The following is an 18,981-nucleotide window of genomic DNA, read 5'->3' on the forward strand; positions in this document are numbered from 1 at the left end:
AATCGACTGGACTAGTACAGCAGTAGAGATGCTTCGACTGCGCTCAGCATGACGGCCTTTCAGTAGAGCAAAACAATGGGCTACCGCTGGCCGGCGGCCTCCTTGTGCACGCGCGGTTTGGCCCGCTCGTACTGCGCCGGCCAGGGCACTTCTATGCCCAAATCCTGCGCTGCGAAGAGCGGGAAATACGGTTCGCGCAGAAACTCGCGGGCCAGCAGCACCAGGTCGGCCTGGCCGTTGGCGAGAATGGCCTCGGCCTCCATGGGGCTGGTGATGAGGCCCACCGCGCCCGTCCGGATGCCGGCCTCGGCCTTGATGCGCGCGGCGAACTGCACCTGGTAGCCGGGGCCCACGGGGATGTTTGCCTGGGGCACGTTGCCGCCCGTGGAGCAGTCAATCAAATCGACGCCGCGCGTTTTGAGGATGGCCGAGAGTTGCACGGCATCGTCGGCAGTCCAGCCGCCTTCGGTCCAGTCGGTGGCCGAAATCCGCACGATGAGCGGCAGGTTTTCGGGCCATACTTCGCGGGTAGCGGCCACCACTTCCAGCAGCAGGCGGCTGCGGTTTTCGAAGCTGCCGCCGTACGCGTCGGTGCGGTGGTTGCTCAGCGGCGAGAGAAACTGGTGCAGCAGGTAGCCGTGCGCCGCATGCAGCTCAATGGCCTGATAACCCGCATCCAAAGCGCGCTGGGCCGCGGCCCGGAAATCAGCAATTACCTTTTGAATGCCAGCCGCATCGAGCGCCTGTGGCTGCGGATAGTTGTCGGCAAAGGCCTCGGTGTCGGGGCCCACCACGGGCCAGCCGCCTTCGCTGGCGGGCACGGCGCCGGCGCCGCGCCAGGGGGCGTAGGTGCTGGCTTTGCGGCCGGCGTGGGCCAGCTGAATGCCCGGCACGCTGCCCTGCGCCGTGATGAATTCGTTGATGCGGCGCAACATGGGCACCTGCTCGTCTTGCCAAATCCCGAGGTCTTCGGGGCTGATGCGGCCCTCGGGCGACACGGCCGTGGCCTCTTGAATAATGAGGGCGGCCCCGCCCACGGCCCGACTGCCCAGGTGCACGAGGTGCCAGTCGTTGGCAAAGCCGTCCTGGGCGCTGTACTGGCACATGGGCGATACCACAATCCGGTTTTTCAGTGTGACGCCGCGCAGGGTAAGGGGTTCAAACAGCTTTATCATATAGAGGCACAAGATGAAGTCAGGGAGCAAGCTGCCTTAACCGGGTTCTGGCCTTTGGGGTTATTGCGAATAGGCTTTAAAGGACAAAGCTTTCATTCGTGCTGAGCGCAGCCGAAGCAATTAACATTACATGAGTCATTAAAAACGCCTGTCATCCTGAGCGCAGCGAAGGACCCTCTCACGTTAGGTGTTCAGACGTGAGAGGGTCCTTCGCTGCGCTCAGGATGACAGGATGCGCGTGATAGAACTTTCTATCAGATAATCGTACTCAGCCCGATTTCCACATTGACCCGGTTCCACTGCTTCTCGCGGGAATCGGCAATCCAGAAGGCGATGTAGTTGCCTACTTCCTCGGTGGTGTAAGGCGCGGTGTGGTTGAGCTCCTGGGTTAAGACGCTATTGTTCAGCGCTTCGTCCACGGCCTCGCGCACTAGGGCGGCTTCCTCGTGCAAGTCCAGATGCTCCAGCAGCATGGCCGCCGAAAGAATGGCGGCAATGGGGTTGGCAATGCCTTTGCCCGCGGCCTGCGGGTAGGAGCCGTGAATGGGCTCGAACAGCGCCACCCGCTCGCCCACCGACGCGGAAGGCAGCAGCCCCAGCGACCCGGCAATCACCGACGCCTCGTCCGAAATAATGTCGCCGAACATGTTCTCGGTCAGAATCACGTCGAACTGCGTGGGGCTGAGAATGACCTGCATGGCCGCGTTATCAACGAACAGATAGTCAACGGCTACTTCGGGGTATTGCGCAGCCATTTCCCGCACCACTTCGCGCCAGAGGCGGGAGGTTTCCAGCACGTTGGCTTTGTCGATGAGCGTGAGCTTCTGCCGGCGGCCGGCGGCGGCCCGGAAGGCCAGGTGCGCGATGCGCTCAATCTCGGGGCGGCTGTAGGTGCAGTGGTCGTAGGCGGCCTCGCCGTCGGCGGTGCGGCCTTTGTCGCCGAAGTAGATGCCGCCGGTCAGTTCGCGGAAGATGAGCATATCGGTGCCCTCAATGCGCTCGCGCTTCAGGGGCGAGTGCTCCAGCAGCACGCCGTAGGCCACGACGGGCCGGATATTGGCGAACAAGCCCAGCGACTTGCGCAGGCGCAGCAGGCCCTGCTCGGGGCGCACCTTCGCGGCAGGGTCGTGGTCGTACTTCGGGTCGCCGATGGCGCCGAGCAGCACGGCATCGGCGGCGCGGCAGGCGGCCAGGGTTTCGTCGGGCAGCGGGTTGCCGGTGGCGTCGATGGCGCAGGCACCCATCAGGTACGACTGCATCTCGAAGTGATGCCCGAAACGGCCGGCCACGGCTTCCAATACTTTCACGGCCTGCCGACAGACTTCTGGGCCGATGCCATCGCCGGGCAGTACAGCTATTTTCTTGCTTTTCATTGCCTTAATTATTTACCAGGTCCAGGTTCGGGTTTGTTCGTAGGCTTCGATGGCGGGTTTCTGACTCACCAAATAGTCAATGTCGTCGTAGCCGTTAATCAGGCATTCCTTCTTGTAGGCGTCGATGGCGAAGTGAAAGCTGTCGCCGGTGGCGGGCACGTGCAGCGTCTGCTCCGGCAGGTTCACCACGAATTGGGTGGCGGCGTCCTGCTCCACCAGCGCAAAAAGCCGGGCCAGTTCAGCATCCGTCACTTGCAGGGGTAGCAGGCCGCTATTCAGCGCGTTGCCCCGGAAAATATCGGCGAAGTAGCTCGAAATCACCACCCGAAAACCGGCGTCGTACAGCGCCCAGGCGGCGTGCTCGCGGCTGGAGCCGCAGCCGAAATTCTGGCCCGCCAGCAGAATCTGGCCATTGAATTTTGGGTCGTTCAGCACGAACTCCGGCTTGGGCGAGCCGTCCGGGTTGCGGCGCCAGTCGCAAAACAGGTTCTCGCCAAAGCCTTCGCGCGTCGTCGCCTTCAGGAAACGGGCCGGGATAATCTGGTCCGTATCGATGTTTTCGAGCGGCAGCGGCACGGCGGCGGAATAGAGGGTCTGGAATTTTTCCATTACGGTTAGAACGTCATGCAGAGCGCAGCGAAGCATCTCGCTTGGGATAGTAATTAGTTAAAGCACGCGAGATGCTTCGCTGCGCTCTGCATGACCGTTAATCAATTCAAATACTGCGTGATGTCCACAATCCGGCCTTGCACCGCCGTGATGGCCGCCACCAGCGGGCTTGCCAGCAGCGTGCGCGAGCCCGGTCCCTGCCGCCCCTCGAAATTGCGGTTCGAAGTAGCCACGCAGTAGGCGCCGGCGGGGATTTTGTCCTCGTTCATGGCCAGGCAGGCGCTGCAGCCGGGCTCGCGCAGCTCGAAGCCGGCGGCGGCCAGAATCCGGTCCAGGCCCTCGGCAATGGCTTGCTGCTCCACCTGCTTCGAGCCGGGCACAATGATGGCCTCGACGTGGCCGGCTTTCTGCTTGCCGCGCACGTAGGCCGCCACGGCCCGCAAATCCTCGATGCGCGAGTTGGTGCAGCTGCCGATGAATACGTAGTTGATTTCCTTGCCCAGCAATGACTCGCCCCGCTGGAAACCCATGTACTGCAATGATTTATCAAAGCTTTCGGCTTCACTGGCCGGCACCTCGCGGGGGATGTGGCCATTCAGCGCCATGCCCATGCCGGGGTTGGTGCCGTAGGTTATCATCGGCGTGATGGCGGCGGCATCGAAGCGGTGCTCGGCGTCAAAAACTGTGTCCTCGTCCGAAAACAGCGTGTGCCAGTAAGCCACGGCCTGCTCCCAAGCGGCTTCTTTGGGGGCGTAGGGGCGGCCCTTCACGTAAGCGAAAGTCGTATCGTCGGGCGCGATGAGGCCGCCGCGCGCCCCCATCTCAATGCTCATGTTGCAGACCGTCATGCGGCCTTCCATGCTCAGGCTGCGCACGGCGCGGCCGGCGTATTCCACGAAGTATCCCGTAGCGCCGCCGGTGCCGAGCTGCGCAATCACATAGAGAATCAAATCTTTGGCCGTGACGCCGGCCCGCAGCTCACCGTCTACCGAAATGCGCATGCGCCGGGGGCGGCTCAGCAGCAGGCACTGCGTGGCCATCACCTGCGCCACCTGGCTGGTGCCGATGCCGAAGGCCACCGCCCCGAACGCGCCGTGCGTGGAGGTGTGGCTGTCGCCGCACACAATGGTGGTGCCGGGCAGCGTGAGTCCCAACTCCGGCCCAATCACGTGCACAATGCCCTGGCGGGCGTGGCCCAGGCCATAAAGCTCCACGCCGTACTTGGCGCAGTTGGCGGTCAGTTTATCTACCTGCGAGCGGCTCAGCGGCTCCGCTATGGGCAGGTGCTGGTTGCGGGTGGGTACATTGTGGTCGGCCGTGGCGAGAATGCGCGCCGGGCGGAAAAGCGGCAGGTCGCGGGCTTCGAGCTCGTCGAACGCTTGCGGGCTGGTCACCTCGTGGATGAGGTGCCGGTCGATATACACGATATCCAGGCCGCCAGGCGCGGGTTGAACCACGTGCGCATCCCAGATTTTATCGAATAAGGACTTGGCCATTGGAAGGGGAATTGATTTGTCAGATGGTCCTGCAGAGCGCAGCGAGGCATCTTGCACGCCACCACTAAATCAGTTAATTTACTGCCCACGTGCCACACGCGAGTGCCCACGTGCCACACGCGAGATGCTTCGCTGCGCTCTGCAGGACGTTGTTTAGTGGTCAGAATCGGAGGAGTAGCCGGCTCCATTGGTGGGTGCTGCTTGCTGAACCACGGCCACGGCGTAGCTAATCCAGTCGGCGCAGCGCTGGGGGAGCGACGCCGGTTGTTCGGGCTGGTGGCTTTCGACGGCAGCCGCGAGGCTGGTGTAAGGCTTTTCCTGGGTAGTCATAATGTTAATTTTTAGTTAATTAGTAGTTACAAGTTTTTCCTGTTCAACCAGTATGTGTAGGTCGTCGTCAATCACTTCGCGCTGGCGGTCGGCGAGCTGGAGGAAGCTGGCGTAGGCCTTGTTCAGCTCGGGCTTTTCGAAATCGTAGCCCAATTTCTGGAGGCGGTAGGCGAGGGCGGCCCGGCCCGAGCGGGCCGTGAGCACGATGGACGAATCGGCCACGCCCACTTCCCGGGGGTCGATGATTTCGTAGGTTTCGCGGTGCTTGATGATGCCGTCCTGGTGGATGCCGCTGCTGTGCGAGAAGGCGTTGGCGCCCACAATGGCCTTGTTGGGCTGCACGGGCATGGTCATCAGGTGGGCCACCATGGCCGAGGTTTCGGCCAGCAGGCGGGTGTTGATGTTGGTGTGCAGGTTGAGGTAGGGGTGCTGGCGCAGAATCATCACCACTTCCTCCAGAGCCGTATTGCCGGCGCGCTCGCCCACGCCGTTTATCGTGCATTCAATCTGCAGCGCCCCGTTCATCACGCCCGCGATGGAGTTGGCGGTGGCCAGGCCGAGGTCGTTGTGGCAATGCGTGGAAAGGCGCACGTTGTGGATGCCCGTCACGTTTTCGTAGAGGTACTTGATTTTGGCGCCGTATTCCTGGGGCAGGCAGTAGCCGGTGGTATCGGGAATGTTGAGCACGGTGGCGCCGGCCTTGATGGCGGCCTCGCACACGCGGGCCAGAAATTCGTTGTCGGTGCGGCCGGCGTCTTCGGCGTAAAACTCGACGTCTTCCACGAAGGATTTGGCCAGCTTCACGGCCGCGATGGCGCGGGCCAGCACGTCCTCCCGCGTGGTGCAGAGCTTGTGTAGCACGTGAATATCGGACGTGCCGATGCCGGTGTGAATGCGCGGGTAGCGGGCCGGGCGCAGGGCTTCGGCGGCGGTGCGGATATCGTTTTCCACGGCCCGCGAGAGGCCGCACACGGTGGCATCGCGGGTTTGGGCTGCAATGGCCTGCACGGCGGCAAAATCGCCGGGGCTCGACACCGGAAAACCGGCCTCAATTACATCGACGCCCAGCTCTTCGAGCTGCCGGGCAATGAGAAGCTTCTCTTCTCTGTTTAGCTTGCAGCCCGGCACCTGTTCGCCGTCGCGGAGCGTAGTATCGAAGATTTGAATTTGCTGAATGGCCATGCTACAATCGCCCGGACCAGCCGGGCGCGGGATATGAATGCAGGCGTAAGTAGCGGCGTGCGGGGTGGCGAGAAAATCGTCTTTTTGGTGTTTCTACTATTTCTAACCGTTGTCTTTTAATTGGCAATAGGTTGTTGATTAAGATATTGCGCAATGCGCTATTACAATGCCCAGCAGAAGTTCGGAGCCCGTTTTTCAACTAATTAAATCCCTGACTCGCTCGGAAAAGCGGCATTTCCGGCTGTTCACCAACCGGCCGGGCGCTACCGAGGACCTGAAGTTTCTGCAGCTTTTCGACGCCCTCGACGCCCAGGAAACTTACGACGAAGCCCAGGTGCTGGCCCAGGTGCCCGCCCTCAAGCGAGTGCAGCTGGCTAACCTCAAGGCCAACCTCTACCGGCAGCTGCTGGCCAGCCTGCGGGTGTACCACGCCGGCCAAAACCCGGATATTCAGCTGCACGAGCAACTCGACTACGCCCGGGTGCTCTATAATAAGGGCTTCTACCAGCAAGCCCTGCGCATGCTGGAACGGGTGAAACAGCAGGCCCGGCAGGCTGAAATGCCGCACATCGTGCTGCTGGCGCTCGATTTTGAGAAGCTCATCGAAAGCCAGTACATCACGCGCAGCCTGAAGGACCGCGCCGAAACCCTCACCACCGAAGCCGTGGACACTGTGGCGCACCTGACCAGCCAGCATGCGCTCAGCAACGCCGCCCTGCGCCTCTACGGGCTGTACCTGAAGGCCGGCCACGCCCGCAACCGCGCCGACCACGAGCGCATCAAAGCGTTTTTTAAGGACAACCTGCCGGCGATTGAGGAGCGCACGGCGGGCTTTTTTGAGAAGCTGTATTTCTACCAGGCGCACGTGTGGTACCACACGCTCAACCAGGATTTTCGGGCCGGCTACCGCCACGCCCAGAAGTGGGTCGACTTATTCGAGGCCGCGCCGGCCATGAAGGAGCTGCAAACCATGCTCTACATCAAGGGCCTGCACAATTTGCTGGCCTCGCTCTACAACATGTTGTACTACAGTAGGTTTGTACAGGTGCTGCGCACGCTGGAGGACTTCGCCGCCAGCCAGACCCGGCGCAGCAGTCCCAACACCGAAATCCTGCTCTTCCAGTACCTCTACACCAACCGCATCAACGCCTATTTCCTCGAAGGCCGCTTCACGGAGGGCCTGGGCATTATCCCGGAGCTGCTGGAGCAGCTGGAGCACTTCAAGGGCCAGCTCGACATGCACCGCACGCTGGTATTTTACTACAAAATCGCCAGCCTCTACTTCGGCAGCGGCGAATATGGGAAAGCCATTGAGTACCTCAACCTCATTATTCAGCACCGGGATTTGAGCTTGCGGGAAGATTTGCAGTGCTTCGCCCGCATCCTCAACCTCATTGCCCACTACGAAGCCGGTGACGACGCCAGCCTGGAGTACCAGATTCGCTCGGTGTACCATTTTCTGGGCAAGATGGACGAGCAGCAGCCCATGCAGGTCGAGATTTTCCGGTTTCTGCGGCAGCTGGGCAGCATCGCCCCGCCGCAGGTGCGCGAGGCGTTCATCGCCCTCAAAGAGAAGCTGCAAATCATCGCCGCCAACCCCTACGAAAGCCGCCCCTTCCTTTACCTGGACATCATTTCCTGGCTCGAAAGCAAGATTTCCAACGTGTCGGTGCAGGACGTGATGAAGCAGAAGTTTCTGCTAATGAAGTGATGTAGCGTGGACTCTGCGAGTCCACGCTACGGTACCTTTGCGGCTTCATCTACCACCCCCGAAAACCGATGTCGGCAACGACTTTCCTGCTGCTTTTCAACTTCCTCGTTGCCCTGCTGCCCGCTCAGAAGCCCGCCACCGTCTTCCCGGTGCCGAGCGGCGTGGCCAACCAACTGTTCTACCTGCAACGCGACCCCAATACCAACACCGTCATCTACCAACTGAACGTGGACCGCTCGGGGCGCCTCGATGAGGAGGAGCCCGTGAACGTGTTCTGGCTGCGCTACGACGAGCACGGCGAGCGCAAGGAGTTGAACTTCATTCAGCGCAAATTTGCCTACGGCCTCACCGCCGAAAAGCTGGCCACGGATAAGTACGAGCTGAAATTTGCGGCCTACAACAAGGTCCGGTTCTACCTGCTGCGCTCGCCCACCGACAAGGCCTTTCACGTCTACACCACCATCGGCGGCAAGCAGCTGCAGTTGGAGCGCGTGTTTCTGCGCATCGAGGGCGGCACGTTCTGGGTGCCGAATGTGAAATACATCGAGTTCAAAGGCATAAGCACCGCCACCCGCCAGCCGCTGGTGGAGCGGGTAACGCTGTAGCGCGGACTTTTAGTCCGCGAGTAGCAAAAGCGCAAAAGCCGAGTTGTGAAGCAAAAGGAAACTCCCGCTAATAATCGGCTTCATTTGGATTTCTGCCGGGCGTGCCTACCTTGCAGCCGCTAACGCACTCCGCCATGTTCCAGACGCGCACCTTCTTTGGCTATTATTACTTCTACGCCACCGCGTAGAACGAGCCGCCGTTTGTAGCTAATCCTCAAGCCAATCCAGCGCCGCTCGTTCATCGGGAAGGCGCTTTTTTAATGCCCATTCAGCTCATGGTACCCACGCAGCAAGTGTTTTTTTATTACGGCTATTACTTCTTCTACCCGAAGAAGCCGGCCCGCTGTTGCCTGAGCTAACCACTCGCTGCCAACATCACCAGGGCCCCGCACACGGAGGCCCTTTTTTATTGCCCATTCTAGTTGTCAGTTGTCAGTTGTCAGGAATTCAAGCGCCGGCAATCAAAACAAGTGACTAACAACGGCCAACCAACAACTGACAACTAACCACCATGCACGTTTCCATCCAGGGTTTTCAGGGAAGTTTCCACGAAGTAGCGGCCCGGCAGTTCTTCGGCCCGACGCCGACGCTGCTGCCCTGTGCCACCTTCGGCGCGGTGGTGGCCCACGTGGTGGTCGGCACCGCCGAGGCCGGGCTGATGGCCATGGAAAACTCGCTGGCCGGCAGCATTCTGCCCAACTACCTGCTGCTGGAGCGCCACCCCGTGCGGGTGACGGGCGAAGTGTACCTGCCCATTCATCAGCACCTGCTGGCCCTGCCCGGCATCGCGCTGACCGACGTGCGGCAGGTGCACTCGCACCCCATGGCCCTGCGCCAGTGCGGCGAATTCCTCGACCGCCACCCGCACTGGAAGCTGGTGGAAACCGACGACACCGGCCACAGCGCCCAGCTGCTGGCCGAAAACCGCACGCCCGGCGTGGCCGTGGTGGCCGGCGCCCAGGCCGCCGCGCAGTTCGGCCTGCACATTCTGGCGCCCGCCATCCACGACGACCCGCACAATTACACCCGTTTCCTGGTGCTGGAGCACGCCGACACCGCCCGCCCCGATGCTTTGGCCGATAAGGCTTCGCTCTATTTCTGCGCGCCGCACGCGCCGGGCAGCCTGGCCGCCGTGCTCAGCCGCGTGGCCGCGCACGGCCTGAACCTGAGCAAGCTGCAGTCGTGCCCCCGGCCGGGGCAGCCCTGGCACTACGGCTTCCATGCCGATGTGGAGTTTGCGGAAAGAAGCCAGCTGGAGGCGTTGCTGGCCGATTTGGCGGCGGTGACGGAGGAGCTGCGGGTGCTGGGCGCCTACCGCCGCGGGCAAGGCAATACCGCCGCCACAGAAACAACCGATGCCCAAGTCACGCCGCAATTGGCTTAGAAATTATGACGACAACTTTTGAAAATCAGCTAAAAGTGCCCGTTGCCAGCCGCCTGGCCCACACCGGCGAATACTACTTCTCGCGCAAGCTGCGCGAACTGGCAGCCCTCAACGCAGCCGGCGCCAATATTATCAACCTCGGCATCGGCAGTCCCGATTTGCCGCCGCACCCCAGCGTGACGGCCGCCCTCGCGGCCAGCGCCGCGCTGCCCGGCGCCCACGGCTACCAGGGCTACCAGGGCACGCCCGCGCTGCGCGGTGCCATGGCCGAGTTCTACCAGCGGCACTACGGCGTGGCGCTGGACCCGGCCTGCGACATCCTGCCGCTATTGGGCTCGAAAGAGGGCCTGATGCACATCGCCATGACGTTTCTGGAAGTCGGCGACGTGGTGCTCATCCCCAACCCCGGCTACCCGACCTACCGCGCCGTGGCCGAAATTAGTGGCGCCGAAGTGCGCGAATACGACCTCACGGCCGCCGCCGGCTGGCTGCCCGACCTGGACGCATTAGCACAAACCGACCTTTCCAGGGTGAAAATGATGCTGGTGAACTACCCGCACATGCCCACTGGCGCCGCGGCCGATGTGGCGTTTCTGACGCGGCTGGTGGCCTTTGCCAAAGCCCACGAAATTCTGCTGGTGCACGACAACCCGTATGGCTTCATCCTGAACGAAACGCCGCCCGTGAGCCTGCTGGCCGTGCCCGGCGCCCGCGAGGTGGCCGTGGAGCTAAACTCGCTCAGCAAATCGCACAACATGGCGGGCTGGCGCGTGGGCCTGCTCTGCGGCCGGGCCGATATTATTGCCGACGTGCTGCGCTTCAAAAGCAACATGGATTCGGGCATGTTCCTGCCGGTGCAGCAGGCGGCGGTGGCGGCCCTGGCGCTGGGCGACGACTGGTTTCGGGAGCTGAACGCCACCTACCGCGCCCGCCGCGCGCTGGTGCTGGAGCTGCTGCGGGCCCTGGGCTGCGCGCCGGCGCCGGGCCAGGTGGGCCTGTTCATCTGGGCCGCCGTGCCGGCCGAATACGCCGACGGTTACGCCCTGAGCGATGCCGTGCTGGCCCAGGCGCGGGTGTTCCTCACGCCGGGCGGCATTTTCGGCAGCAACGGGCTGGGCTACGTGCGCGCCAGCCTCTGCCAGCCGGAAAGCGTGCTGCGCGAGGCGCTGGAAAGAGTTCAGAACGCTAAAATAGCCCGTCATGCAGAGCGCAGCGAAGCATCTCGCTCGCTCAAGTAACGGAATTGCTGCCACGAGCGAAATGCTTCGTTGCGCTCTGCATGACTACTAATCTCTTCAAACCCAACCCTTCTCAAAATGAACGTCACCATCATCGGCCTTGGCCTTATTGGCGGCTCGCTGGCCCTCAGCTTGCGGCAGCACGGGCTGGCACAACGCTTCGTTGGCGTAGAAGCCAGCCCGGTCCACGCGCGCCGCGCCCTGGAGCTGGGCCTGGTCGATGCCATTGAAACCGACTTGGCTACGGCCGTGGCGGCGGCCGATTTGATTGTGGTGGCTGTGCCGATGGATGCCATGCTGACCGTGCTGCCCGCCGTGCTCGATGCTGCCGGCCCGCAGCAGGTGGTCATTGATGTGGGTTCGACCAAGGGTACGCTGCTGGCCGCGGTGGCCGGCCACCCGCGCCGGGGCCGCTTCGTGGCCGTGCACCCTATGGCCGGCACCGAGTATTCGGGGCCGGATGCGGCCGTGCAGGGCCTTTTCGATGGCAAAACGGTGGTGCTGTGCGATACCGGCCACAGCGACGCCGACGCCGTGCTACTCGTCGAAAAACTATTCCAGGCGCTGCCCATGCGGCTGCTGTACCTCGATGCGGCGGCCCATGACCTGCACACGGCCTACGTGTCGCACATCTCGCACATCACCTCGTTTGCGCTGGCGCTCACGGTGCTGGAAAAGGAGAAAGAGGAACAGCGCATCTTCGATTTGGCCAGCGGCGGCTTTGCCTCCACGGTGCGGCTGGCCAAAAGCTCGCCGGCCATGTGGGTGCCCATCTTCCGCCAAAACCGCACGAACGTGCTCGATGTGCTCGATGAGCATTTGCATCAATTGCAGCACTTCCGCGACCTGCTGGCGCGGGAAGATTATGATGGGCTAACCCAGCAAATTCAGCAAGCCAACCACATTCGGAAGATTCTGCCTTAGCAGTTAGAACAAAATAACAAGTGCGTCATGCTGAGCGCAGTCGAAGCATCTCTACTGCAGTAGTAAATAATTGCATTTCGCGGTAGAGATGCTTCGACTGCGCTCAGCATGACCGACCGTTCAGAAATCAAATAACCAACCAATCCCCATGAATCCATCCGCCATCCCCGCCATGAAATCCGCGCTGTTCAACCGCCAGCCCGACGATAAGCCCTTTCTCATCTCGGGCCCGTGCTCGGCCGAAACCGAGGAGCAGGTGCTCGAAACCTGCCAGCGTCTGGCCGCCACTGGCAAGGTGCAGGCCCTGCGCGCCGGCATCTGGAAGCCGCGCACCAAGCCCGGCATGTTTGAGGGCGTGGGCACCAAGGGCCTGCCCTGGCTCAAGAAAGCCAGCGAGCTGACGGGCCTGCCCACGGCCGTGGAAGTGGCCACCGCCAAGCACGTGGAAGACTGCCTGGCCTTCGGTATCGATATTCTGTGGGTGGGCGCCCGCACCACCGGCAACCCGTTTTCGGTGCAGGAAATTGCCAATGCACTGCGCGGCGTGGACGTGCCGGTACTGGTGAAAAACCCCATCCACCCCGAGCTGGAGCTGTGGGTGGGCGCCGTGGAGCGCCTCCAGAAAGCCGACGTGAAGCAAATCGGACTCATTCACCGGGGCTTTTCGAGCTACGGCAACACCGATTTCCGCAACGCGCCGATGTGGCACCTGCCCATCGAGATGAAGCGCCGCCTGCCCGAAATGCCGCTGCTCTGCGACCCCAGCCACATTTGTGGGCGCCGCGACACGCTGGCCGCCGTGGCCCAGCAGGCCCTCAACCTGGGCTTCGACGGCAACATGATTGAAAGCCACATCGACCCGGACAACGCCTGGAGCGACGCCAAGCAGCAAATCACGCCCGAGGTGCTGCGCGACCTCATCGAAAACCTGGTGTGGCGCCACGAAACCACCAACGAGCAGGAGTTTCTTTCGGCTCTTACCGGCCTGCGCGAGCAAATCAACCAGCTCGACGCCGAAATGATGCAGCTGCTGGGCCGCCGCATGGCCGTGGCCGAGAAGATTGGCCAGTACAAAAAGGACAACGACATCACCATCCTGCAAACGGCCCGCTTCAACGAGGTATTGGAGCGCGCCCAGCGCCAAGGTGCGTCCGTCGGCCTCACCCGGGAATTTGTGGAGCAGTACTTGGCGGCGGTACATTTGGAATCCATCAACCGCCAGAATAAGGTGATGGAAGGGTATAAAAAGCGGAGCTAATCGTAGTTTGTGCGCGTTTTATGCCTGAAGTATATAAAAAATGCCCGATGCGTGACGCAGCGGGCATTTTTTATGCTTGATGAGTTATTATTCAACTGCTAACTGGCGGGTGGCGGTGGCGTCGCCCGCACGCACGTGCAGGACATAAAAGCCTGGCGCGAGGCCGTTCAGTGCCAGCTCATGGCGCAGGCCGGCGGCAGGCAGGGGCAGGGTTTCGGTGCGCAGGGTGCGGCCCAAGGCATCGGTCAGGGTGAGGGTGGCGGTGGGGGCACCGGGCACGGCGGGCAGCTGCACGGTGGCGGCGGTGCGGGCCGGGTTGGGGGCGAGGGAGAAACGCAGGCTGCCTTGGGCGGCCGCGGTGGCCAGCAGGGTGGGGTCGAGGAGGAAGGCGAGGAAGCCGACCTGATTATTGGTGCTCTGGTTGCTGGCTGTGTTGATGGCCTGCGTGCTAAAGCTGGCCGAGGGCCCAACCGCGCCGGCCACAACAATGCTCGTGCCCGCGAGGCCCATCGATGTGGCATAGTCGCCCCCCGCGCCGCCGGCCTGCTGGGCCCAGGCAAAACTACTGGTGGCACCCGCATCCACGAGCTTGGTGAGGAATATATCGCGGAGGAAATACCCCGTTGTGCCGGCCGCATTGCTGAGCGTGGTGGCGCCAAAGTCGGCTTGGCCACTGTTGTAAGCGCCTGCCACGTACACGCTGTTGCCGCGCACGGTCACGGCCGTGGCCGAATCCATGCCGGTGCCGCCGGCGCGCTGGGCCCAGGCAAAGCTGCTGCTGGCGCCCGCATCCGTGATTTTGGCCACAAAGGCATCGTAATAGCCCGTATTAGCTATGGAAATGGTGCCGAGCGAAACGGGCGGGTTCTCGGGGCCCTGTGCGCTCGTGAAGTTGCTGCCGTAGTAGCCCGCCACGTACACGCTCGGGCCGCTCACCGCCATGGCCAGTATTCGGTCGTGGCCCATGCCCCGTACCTGCTGGGCCCACACGAAGCTGGCACTGGGGCCCGCATCGGTCAGCTTGGCCACAAAGGCATCGCACCGGGGTTCTCTATAAATCGAAAAGGGAGCCATGTTGGTCAGGGTGATGGCGTCGAAAGGCGCGGTGCTGCTGTAGAAATACCCCGTCACGTACACGTTGGTCCCGTTCACGGACAGCGCCGTCAGCCGGCCAAAATCCAACGAGCCGCATTGCTTGGCCCACCCAAAGGCGGCGCCCGTGCCGGTGTCGGTGAATTTGGCCACGTAGCCATTGCCCAGCTGGTTGCCATTGGCCAGCACCGTGCTGCCCAGCGTGAGCGTTTGGGCGAAGGAGCCCGCCACGTACACGCTGGTGCCGCTCGTGGCTAATGCGGAGGCCCCGACGCCCGGCTGCACCCACCCAAAACTGGCGCTGGTGCCGGCATCGCTCAGTTTGGCGATGAATGACGTGGTCGTGTAGTTCGTTCCCGAAAGTAAAAAGGACCCAAACGTGGCGCTGCCGCTCACGATGCCGCTGATGTACACATTGGTGCCGCTCACGGCGATGCTGTTGACATAGTTGCCGTAGAAACCGTCGCCTCCTGCTTTCACCGCCCACAAAAAGCCTTGGCTTGCCGCACTCCATTTGGCTACGAAGATGTTGGGAAAGCTGCCCGTGCCGGTGAGGGTGGTGGCGCCAAACGAGGTGGTGCCGGCGTAGAGGCCGACTAGGTACACGTTGCCGCTGGCATCGGTGGTGGAGGCGCTCACCTCGGAAAAGTGGGGCATGCCAACCTGGTCCGTCACCACGGCCGTTTGCCAGGCCGGGGCCTGCGCCCGCGCCGCCGGCAGCAGCCCCATCAATAAGAACAACCCGACCAGCCACTGGCCAATGTTAGGAATGGAAATGTTTTTCATAGAAAAGAAAGGAAGGAAAGGGGCCTGCTCTGGACGAGCAAACCGAGTGAATTATGTAGTAAGCCGCAGCCCCGGTAGCGGGCCAAAAGGCTGCAGCCCAAAAGAAGAAGCCCTGATGCCGTCGTGCACCAGGGCTTCCTGTTTGAGCAAGAATCCTGCCGTTAGTCCACCACCAGCCGCTGGGTGGCGGTGGCCGCGCCGGCCTGCACCTGCACGGCGTAGAGGCCCGGCGCGAGGCCACTCAGGGCCAGTTCGTGGCGCAGGCCGGCGGCGGGCAGGGCCACCGTTTCGGTGCGCAGGGTGCGGCCCAGCGCGTCGGTTAGGGTGAGGGTGGCGGTGGGGGCGCCTGGCACGGCGGGCAGCTGCACGGTGATGGCGGTGCGGGCCGGGTTGGGGGCCAGGGAGAAACTTAGGGCGCCATTTGCAGCGGTGGTGGCGGTGAGGGTGGGGTCGGTGAGGGAAGCGAGGTAACCCACGGCCCCGCCAAAGCTGCCCGACACGGTGGTGGCACCGAACGTAGCCGGCGCCACTAGGCTGCCCGTTGCGTACACAGTGCTGCCGTTCAGGGCCAAGCCGTAGCCCAAATCGATGCCCGTGCTGCCGCCTGTCTGGGTCCAGGCAAAGGAACTGGTAGCACCCGCGTCCACAAGCTTGGTCACGAACACGTCGGAGTTGGCGCTGCCCGTAGAGGTGAGCGTGGTGCTGCCGAAGGTAGCCGCGCCCTGGTAGTGGCCCACGGCATACACGTTGGCGCCGCTCACAGCCAAGTTCGCAGCAAGGTCGGCGGCAGGGCCACCGGCGGCCTGGGCCCATACGAAGGCCCCCGTGGTACCCGCGTCGTTTATTTTGGCCACGAAGGCATCAGCCACAGTGGTACTGGTGGGATTGGCGTTGGTGAGGGTGGTGGGCCCGAAGTTGGCGGTGCTGCTGTCGAAGCGGCCCACCACGTAGAGGCTGCTGCCCGGGCCAGCTGTCACCGCAAAGGCGAAGTCAGAGTTGGGACCGCCGGCGGCCAGCGCCCACACAAAGGCGGCGCTGCTGCCCGCGTCGGTGAGCTTGGCCACAAAGGCATCGCTGCCCCCGGCCCCGACGAGTGTGACCGGGCCGAAGGCCGCGTTACTGCTCAGGAAGCCGGAGAGGTACACGCTGCTGCCGCGCACGGCCACGCCGTAGCCCACGTCGGCGAGGGTGCTGCCGCCGCGCTGCACCCAGGCAAAACCGGCGCTGGGGCCGTTGTCCGTGAACTTGGCCACAAAGGCATCGCTGTTGCCGGCCGCCGTGACAGCACTGCCGCCGAAGGTGGCCGTGCCCGTGAAATACCCCGCCACGTACATGCTGCCGTTACCCACAGCAAGGGCGTTGGCGGTGTCGGAACCGGTGCCGCCGCCGGCTTGCGCCCAAGCAAAACCGGCGCTGGGGCCGGCGTCGGTGAGCTTGGCCACAAAGGCATCGGTGCTGCCAGCCGCCGTGAGGGAGATGCTGCCAAAGGAAACCGCGCCCGTGAAATACCCCGTCAGGTACACGCTACTGCCGCTCACGGCAATGCCGTTGACAGCATCAGCGCCCGTTCCGCCTACCCGCTGCACCCAGATGTACACCGCGGTGCGCGGGTCCCATTTGCCCACGAACACGTCGCTGTTGCCTGCGCTGGTGAGGGTGGTGCTGCCAAAGGTTGCCGTACCCGTAAAATACCCCGCCACGTACACGTTGCCGGCCGCATCGGTCGCTGTCGCCGTTATTAGCGAGGTATAGGTAGCCGCGTTGGTCGGAGCGAAGGAAGTGGCACTTTGCCACGCTGGGGCCTGCGCCCGCGCCGCCGGCCCGGCCAGCCACAACAGAAACAGGAGAAACCCGGCCACGGGGCGGCGCATCGAAGTAGAAAGGTGCTGCATAAAACGGAAGTTGACGGCCCGCCATTGGTAGAAAGCCGGCCCGAATATAGCCGCACAAAGAAGCCCCGATGCACCGCCACCGGGGCTTCTTTGGCAAAAAGGAACCGGGCTTCTATTCCACCTCCAAGCGCTGAGTGCCACGTAAGCTGCCGGCCCGTACCTGCACGGCGTAGAGGCCGGGGGCGAGGCCGCTCAGGCGCAGCTCGTGGCGCAGGCCGCCGGCGGGCAGGGCCACCGTTTCGGTGCGCAGGGTGCGGCCCAGCGCGTCGGTCAGGGTGAGGGTGGCGGTGGGGGCGCCTGGCACGGCGGGCAGCTGCACGGTGGTGGCGGTGCGGGCCGGGTTGGGGGCGAGGGAAAAACTTAGGGTGCCCTTCGCAGCGGTGGTGGCGGTGAGGGTGGGGTCGGTGAGGGAGGCTAGGAAGCCGGTGGCCATGCCTGCCGGGGCAGCAACGGAAAAGCCGCCAAATGCAGCGGGCGGGGTACTCGAGCCGGCTACGTAAAGGTTGGTGCCGCCCGCGGTGAGGGCAAAAGCCGCGTCGTCGCCGTTGCCGCCGGCATGCTGGGCCCACGCAAAAGTGCCGACATCGGTGAAGCGGGCCACAAAAAGGTCGGCCGTGTTTGAGGAACCGGAATTGACCAGGGTCGCCGAACCAATGGAGGTGTAGGTGCCTTGGAAGAATCCGCCGACGTATACCGCGGTGCCTGCCGCCGCCAAGGCGCGCACGCCCTCGGTGCCGGCCCCGCCGCCCCGTTGCGCCCAGGCCCAGCCACTGCTGGCGCCGTCTGTCAAGCGCGCCACAAACCAGTCGGTGCCGCCGTTGCTGGCCAGTACCATCGGGCCAAACGTGGCGTTGGCGCCTTCAAAATCTCCGGCCACGTACAGGTCTGGGCCGTTCAGGGCCAGCGAGCCGGCCGCGTCGTTTGCGCTGCCGCCCGCCCGCTGGGCCCAGGCAAAAGTGCTGCCGGCACCGGCATCCACCAGCTTGGCCACAAAAGCATCGGTAGTGCCGGTAGCCCCGCCGGCATTGGCCAGAGCCAAGGAGCCGAAGGCGGCGCTGGCGCTGCCAAAAGAGCCGGCCACATATACAGCCGCGCCCCGCACGGCCAGTCCTGCGGCTAAATCGGGACCGATGAGGCCCCCCATTACCTGTGCCCACACAAAACCGGCGGTAGCGCCGGCATCGTTTACCTTCGCTACATAGGCGTTAGTGCTGTTCTGGCTGGTGTTGTTCAGCGAAAGGGTGCCAAAGGTGGCGGGGTGGCTTTCGAACCACCCGGCCACGTACACGCTGCTGCCATTCACGGCCACGGCGTTGGCGACGTCGGCGGCAATGCCGCCCGCCTGCAGAGCCCACGCAAAGGCACCACTGCTGCCCATATCGGTGAGCTTGGCCACATAAGCATCGGTACTGGGAGAGCGGCTCGCATTGGGGTTGGGGTTGGTGAGCGTGGTGCCGCCGAAGGAAGCGGTGGCACCGTTGAAACTGCCCACGATGTAGACGCTGCTGCCCGCCACGGCAACGCCCGTGGCGTAGTCGATGCCGGGACCCCCGGCCCGCACGGCCCACACGAAACGATTGGCCGCCGGGCTCCACTTGGCCACAAATACATCGGCAAAACCCGGGCTAGAAGTAAGCGCGGTGCTGCCAAAGGTGACCGTACCCAAAAAGATGCCCGTCAGGTACACATCGCCATTGGCCGCCGCTGCGGTACCGTACACTGTGGAGTAGTTACCCGCTCCCTGGGTTGGGGCAATGGCCGACTGCCAGGCCGGGGCCTGGGCCCGTGCCGCCTGCCCGGCCAGCGCCAAAAGAATAAAAAGCGTCGGCCAGCCGCGCATCAAGGAGAAAAAGTGCTTCATAAAGAGAAGGAAAAGGCGCGCCATTGGTAGAAGGTCAGTGTAAAGATAACCACACCAAAAAGCCC

15 protein-coding genes are annotated in these 18,981 nt (G+C 63.1%); 6 read left to right on the top strand and 9 right to left on the bottom strand.

Translation table 11 applies throughout. The annotated features are described in order from the left end of the window. Nucleotides 1–80 precede the first annotated feature (80 nt). The 6 genes from Q4S41_RS06270 to Q4S41_RS06295 all read right to left on the bottom strand — a co-directional run bounded on the left by Q4S41_RS06270 (nt 81) and on the right by Q4S41_RS06295 (nt 6,165). Nucleotides 81–1,175 (bottom strand): NADH:flavin oxidoreductase/NADH oxidase, encoded by a 1,095-nt coding sequence (locus tag Q4S41_RS06270; protein ID WP_305030246.1) that lies wholly within the window; start codon nt 1,173–1,175, stop codon nt 81–83. Between the two features lie 254 nt (nt 1,176–1,429). Further along, nucleotides 1,430–2,548 carry a 3-isopropylmalate dehydrogenase gene (leuB, locus tag Q4S41_RS06275; RefSeq protein ID WP_305030247.1) on the bottom strand — a complete coding sequence of 373 codons (1,119 nt, stop codon included), beginning with the start codon at nt 2,546–2,548 and terminating at the stop codon, nt 1,430–1,432. Nucleotides 2,549–2,560: 12 nt separating this feature from the next. After that, complete coding sequence (gene leuD / locus Q4S41_RS06280) at nt 2,561–3,157, bottom strand: 3-isopropylmalate dehydratase small subunit (RefSeq protein WP_305030248.1); 597 nt, start codon at nt 3,155–3,157, stop codon at nt 2,561–2,563. A 101-nt stretch (nt 3,158–3,258) separates the two neighbouring features. Beyond that, nucleotides 3,259–4,653 (bottom strand): 3-isopropylmalate dehydratase large subunit, encoded by a 1,395-nt coding sequence (leuC, locus tag Q4S41_RS06285; protein WP_305030249.1) that lies wholly within the window; start codon nt 4,651–4,653, stop codon nt 3,259–3,261. Nucleotides 4,654–4,806: 153 nt separating this feature from the next. After that, nucleotides 4,807–4,983: a hypothetical protein gene (locus Q4S41_RS06290; protein WP_305030250.1), complete on the bottom strand. Its 177-nt coding sequence runs from the start codon at nt 4,981–4,983 to the stop codon at nt 4,807–4,809. A 15-nt stretch (nt 4,984–4,998) separates the two neighbouring features. After that, entirely contained in the window at nt 4,999–6,165 is a 1,167-nt protein-coding gene (locus Q4S41_RS06295) for a 2-isopropylmalate synthase (protein ID WP_305030251.1), read from the bottom strand. Nucleotides 6,166–6,331: 166 nt separating this feature from the next. On the opposite strand from Q4S41_RS06295, the gene Q4S41_RS06300 reads away from it, so the two are divergent. The 6 genes from Q4S41_RS06300 to Q4S41_RS06325 all read left to right on the top strand — a co-directional run bounded on the left by Q4S41_RS06300 (nt 6,332) and on the right by Q4S41_RS06325 (nt 13,285). Then, nucleotides 6,332–7,876, top strand: a complete 1,545-nt coding sequence (locus Q4S41_RS06300; RefSeq protein WP_305030252.1) for a hypothetical protein — start codon at nt 6,332–6,334, stop codon at nt 7,874–7,876. Nucleotides 7,877–7,944: 68 nt separating this feature from the next. Further along, entirely contained in the window at nt 7,945–8,481 is a 537-nt protein-coding gene (locus Q4S41_RS06305; RefSeq protein WP_305030253.1) for a DUF4833 domain-containing protein, read from the top strand. 511 nt (nt 8,482–8,992) lie between these two features. Then, on the top strand, nt 8,993–9,865 hold the full coding sequence (locus tag Q4S41_RS06310) for a prephenate dehydratase (protein WP_305030254.1): 873 nt from the start codon (nt 8,993–8,995) through the stop codon (nt 9,863–9,865). A 5-nt stretch (nt 9,866–9,870) separates the two neighbouring features. Then, nucleotides 9,871–11,103 (top strand): pyridoxal phosphate-dependent aminotransferase, encoded by a 1,233-nt coding sequence (locus Q4S41_RS06315; protein ID WP_305030255.1) that lies wholly within the window; start codon nt 9,871–9,873, stop codon nt 11,101–11,103. Nucleotides 11,104–11,181: 78 nt separating this feature from the next. Beyond that, nucleotides 11,182–12,027 (top strand): prephenate dehydrogenase, encoded by an 846-nt coding sequence (locus Q4S41_RS06320; protein ID WP_305030256.1) that lies wholly within the window; start codon nt 11,182–11,184, stop codon nt 12,025–12,027. Nucleotides 12,028–12,175: 148 nt separating this feature from the next. Beyond that, nucleotides 12,176–13,285 (top strand): chorismate mutase, encoded by a 1,110-nt coding sequence (locus Q4S41_RS06325; RefSeq protein ID WP_305030257.1) that lies wholly within the window; start codon nt 12,176–12,178, stop codon nt 13,283–13,285. 87 nt (nt 13,286–13,372) lie between these two features. On the opposite strand, the gene Q4S41_RS06330 is transcribed toward Q4S41_RS06325, so the two are convergent. The 3 genes from Q4S41_RS06330 to Q4S41_RS06340 form a co-directional block, all read right to left on the bottom strand. Continuing rightward, nucleotides 13,373–15,163, bottom strand: a complete 1,791-nt coding sequence (locus tag Q4S41_RS06330) for a hypothetical protein (protein ID WP_305030258.1) — start codon at nt 15,161–15,163, stop codon at nt 13,373–13,375. Nucleotides 15,164–15,324: 161 nt separating this feature from the next. After that, nucleotides 15,325–17,055, bottom strand: a complete 1,731-nt coding sequence (locus Q4S41_RS06335; RefSeq protein WP_305030259.1) for a T9SS type A sorting domain-containing protein — start codon at nt 17,053–17,055, stop codon at nt 15,325–15,327. A gap of 112 nt (nt 17,056–17,167) precedes the next feature. Continuing rightward, complete coding sequence (locus Q4S41_RS06340) at nt 17,168–18,916, bottom strand: hypothetical protein (protein WP_305030260.1); 1,749 nt, start codon at nt 18,914–18,916, stop codon at nt 17,168–17,170. Nucleotides 18,917–18,981: the final 65 nt, after the last annotated feature.

The sequence above is a fragment of the Hymenobacter convexus genome, assembly GCF_030580955.1.
GTDB lineage: Bacteria > Bacteroidota > Bacteroidia > Cytophagales > Hymenobacteraceae > Hymenobacter.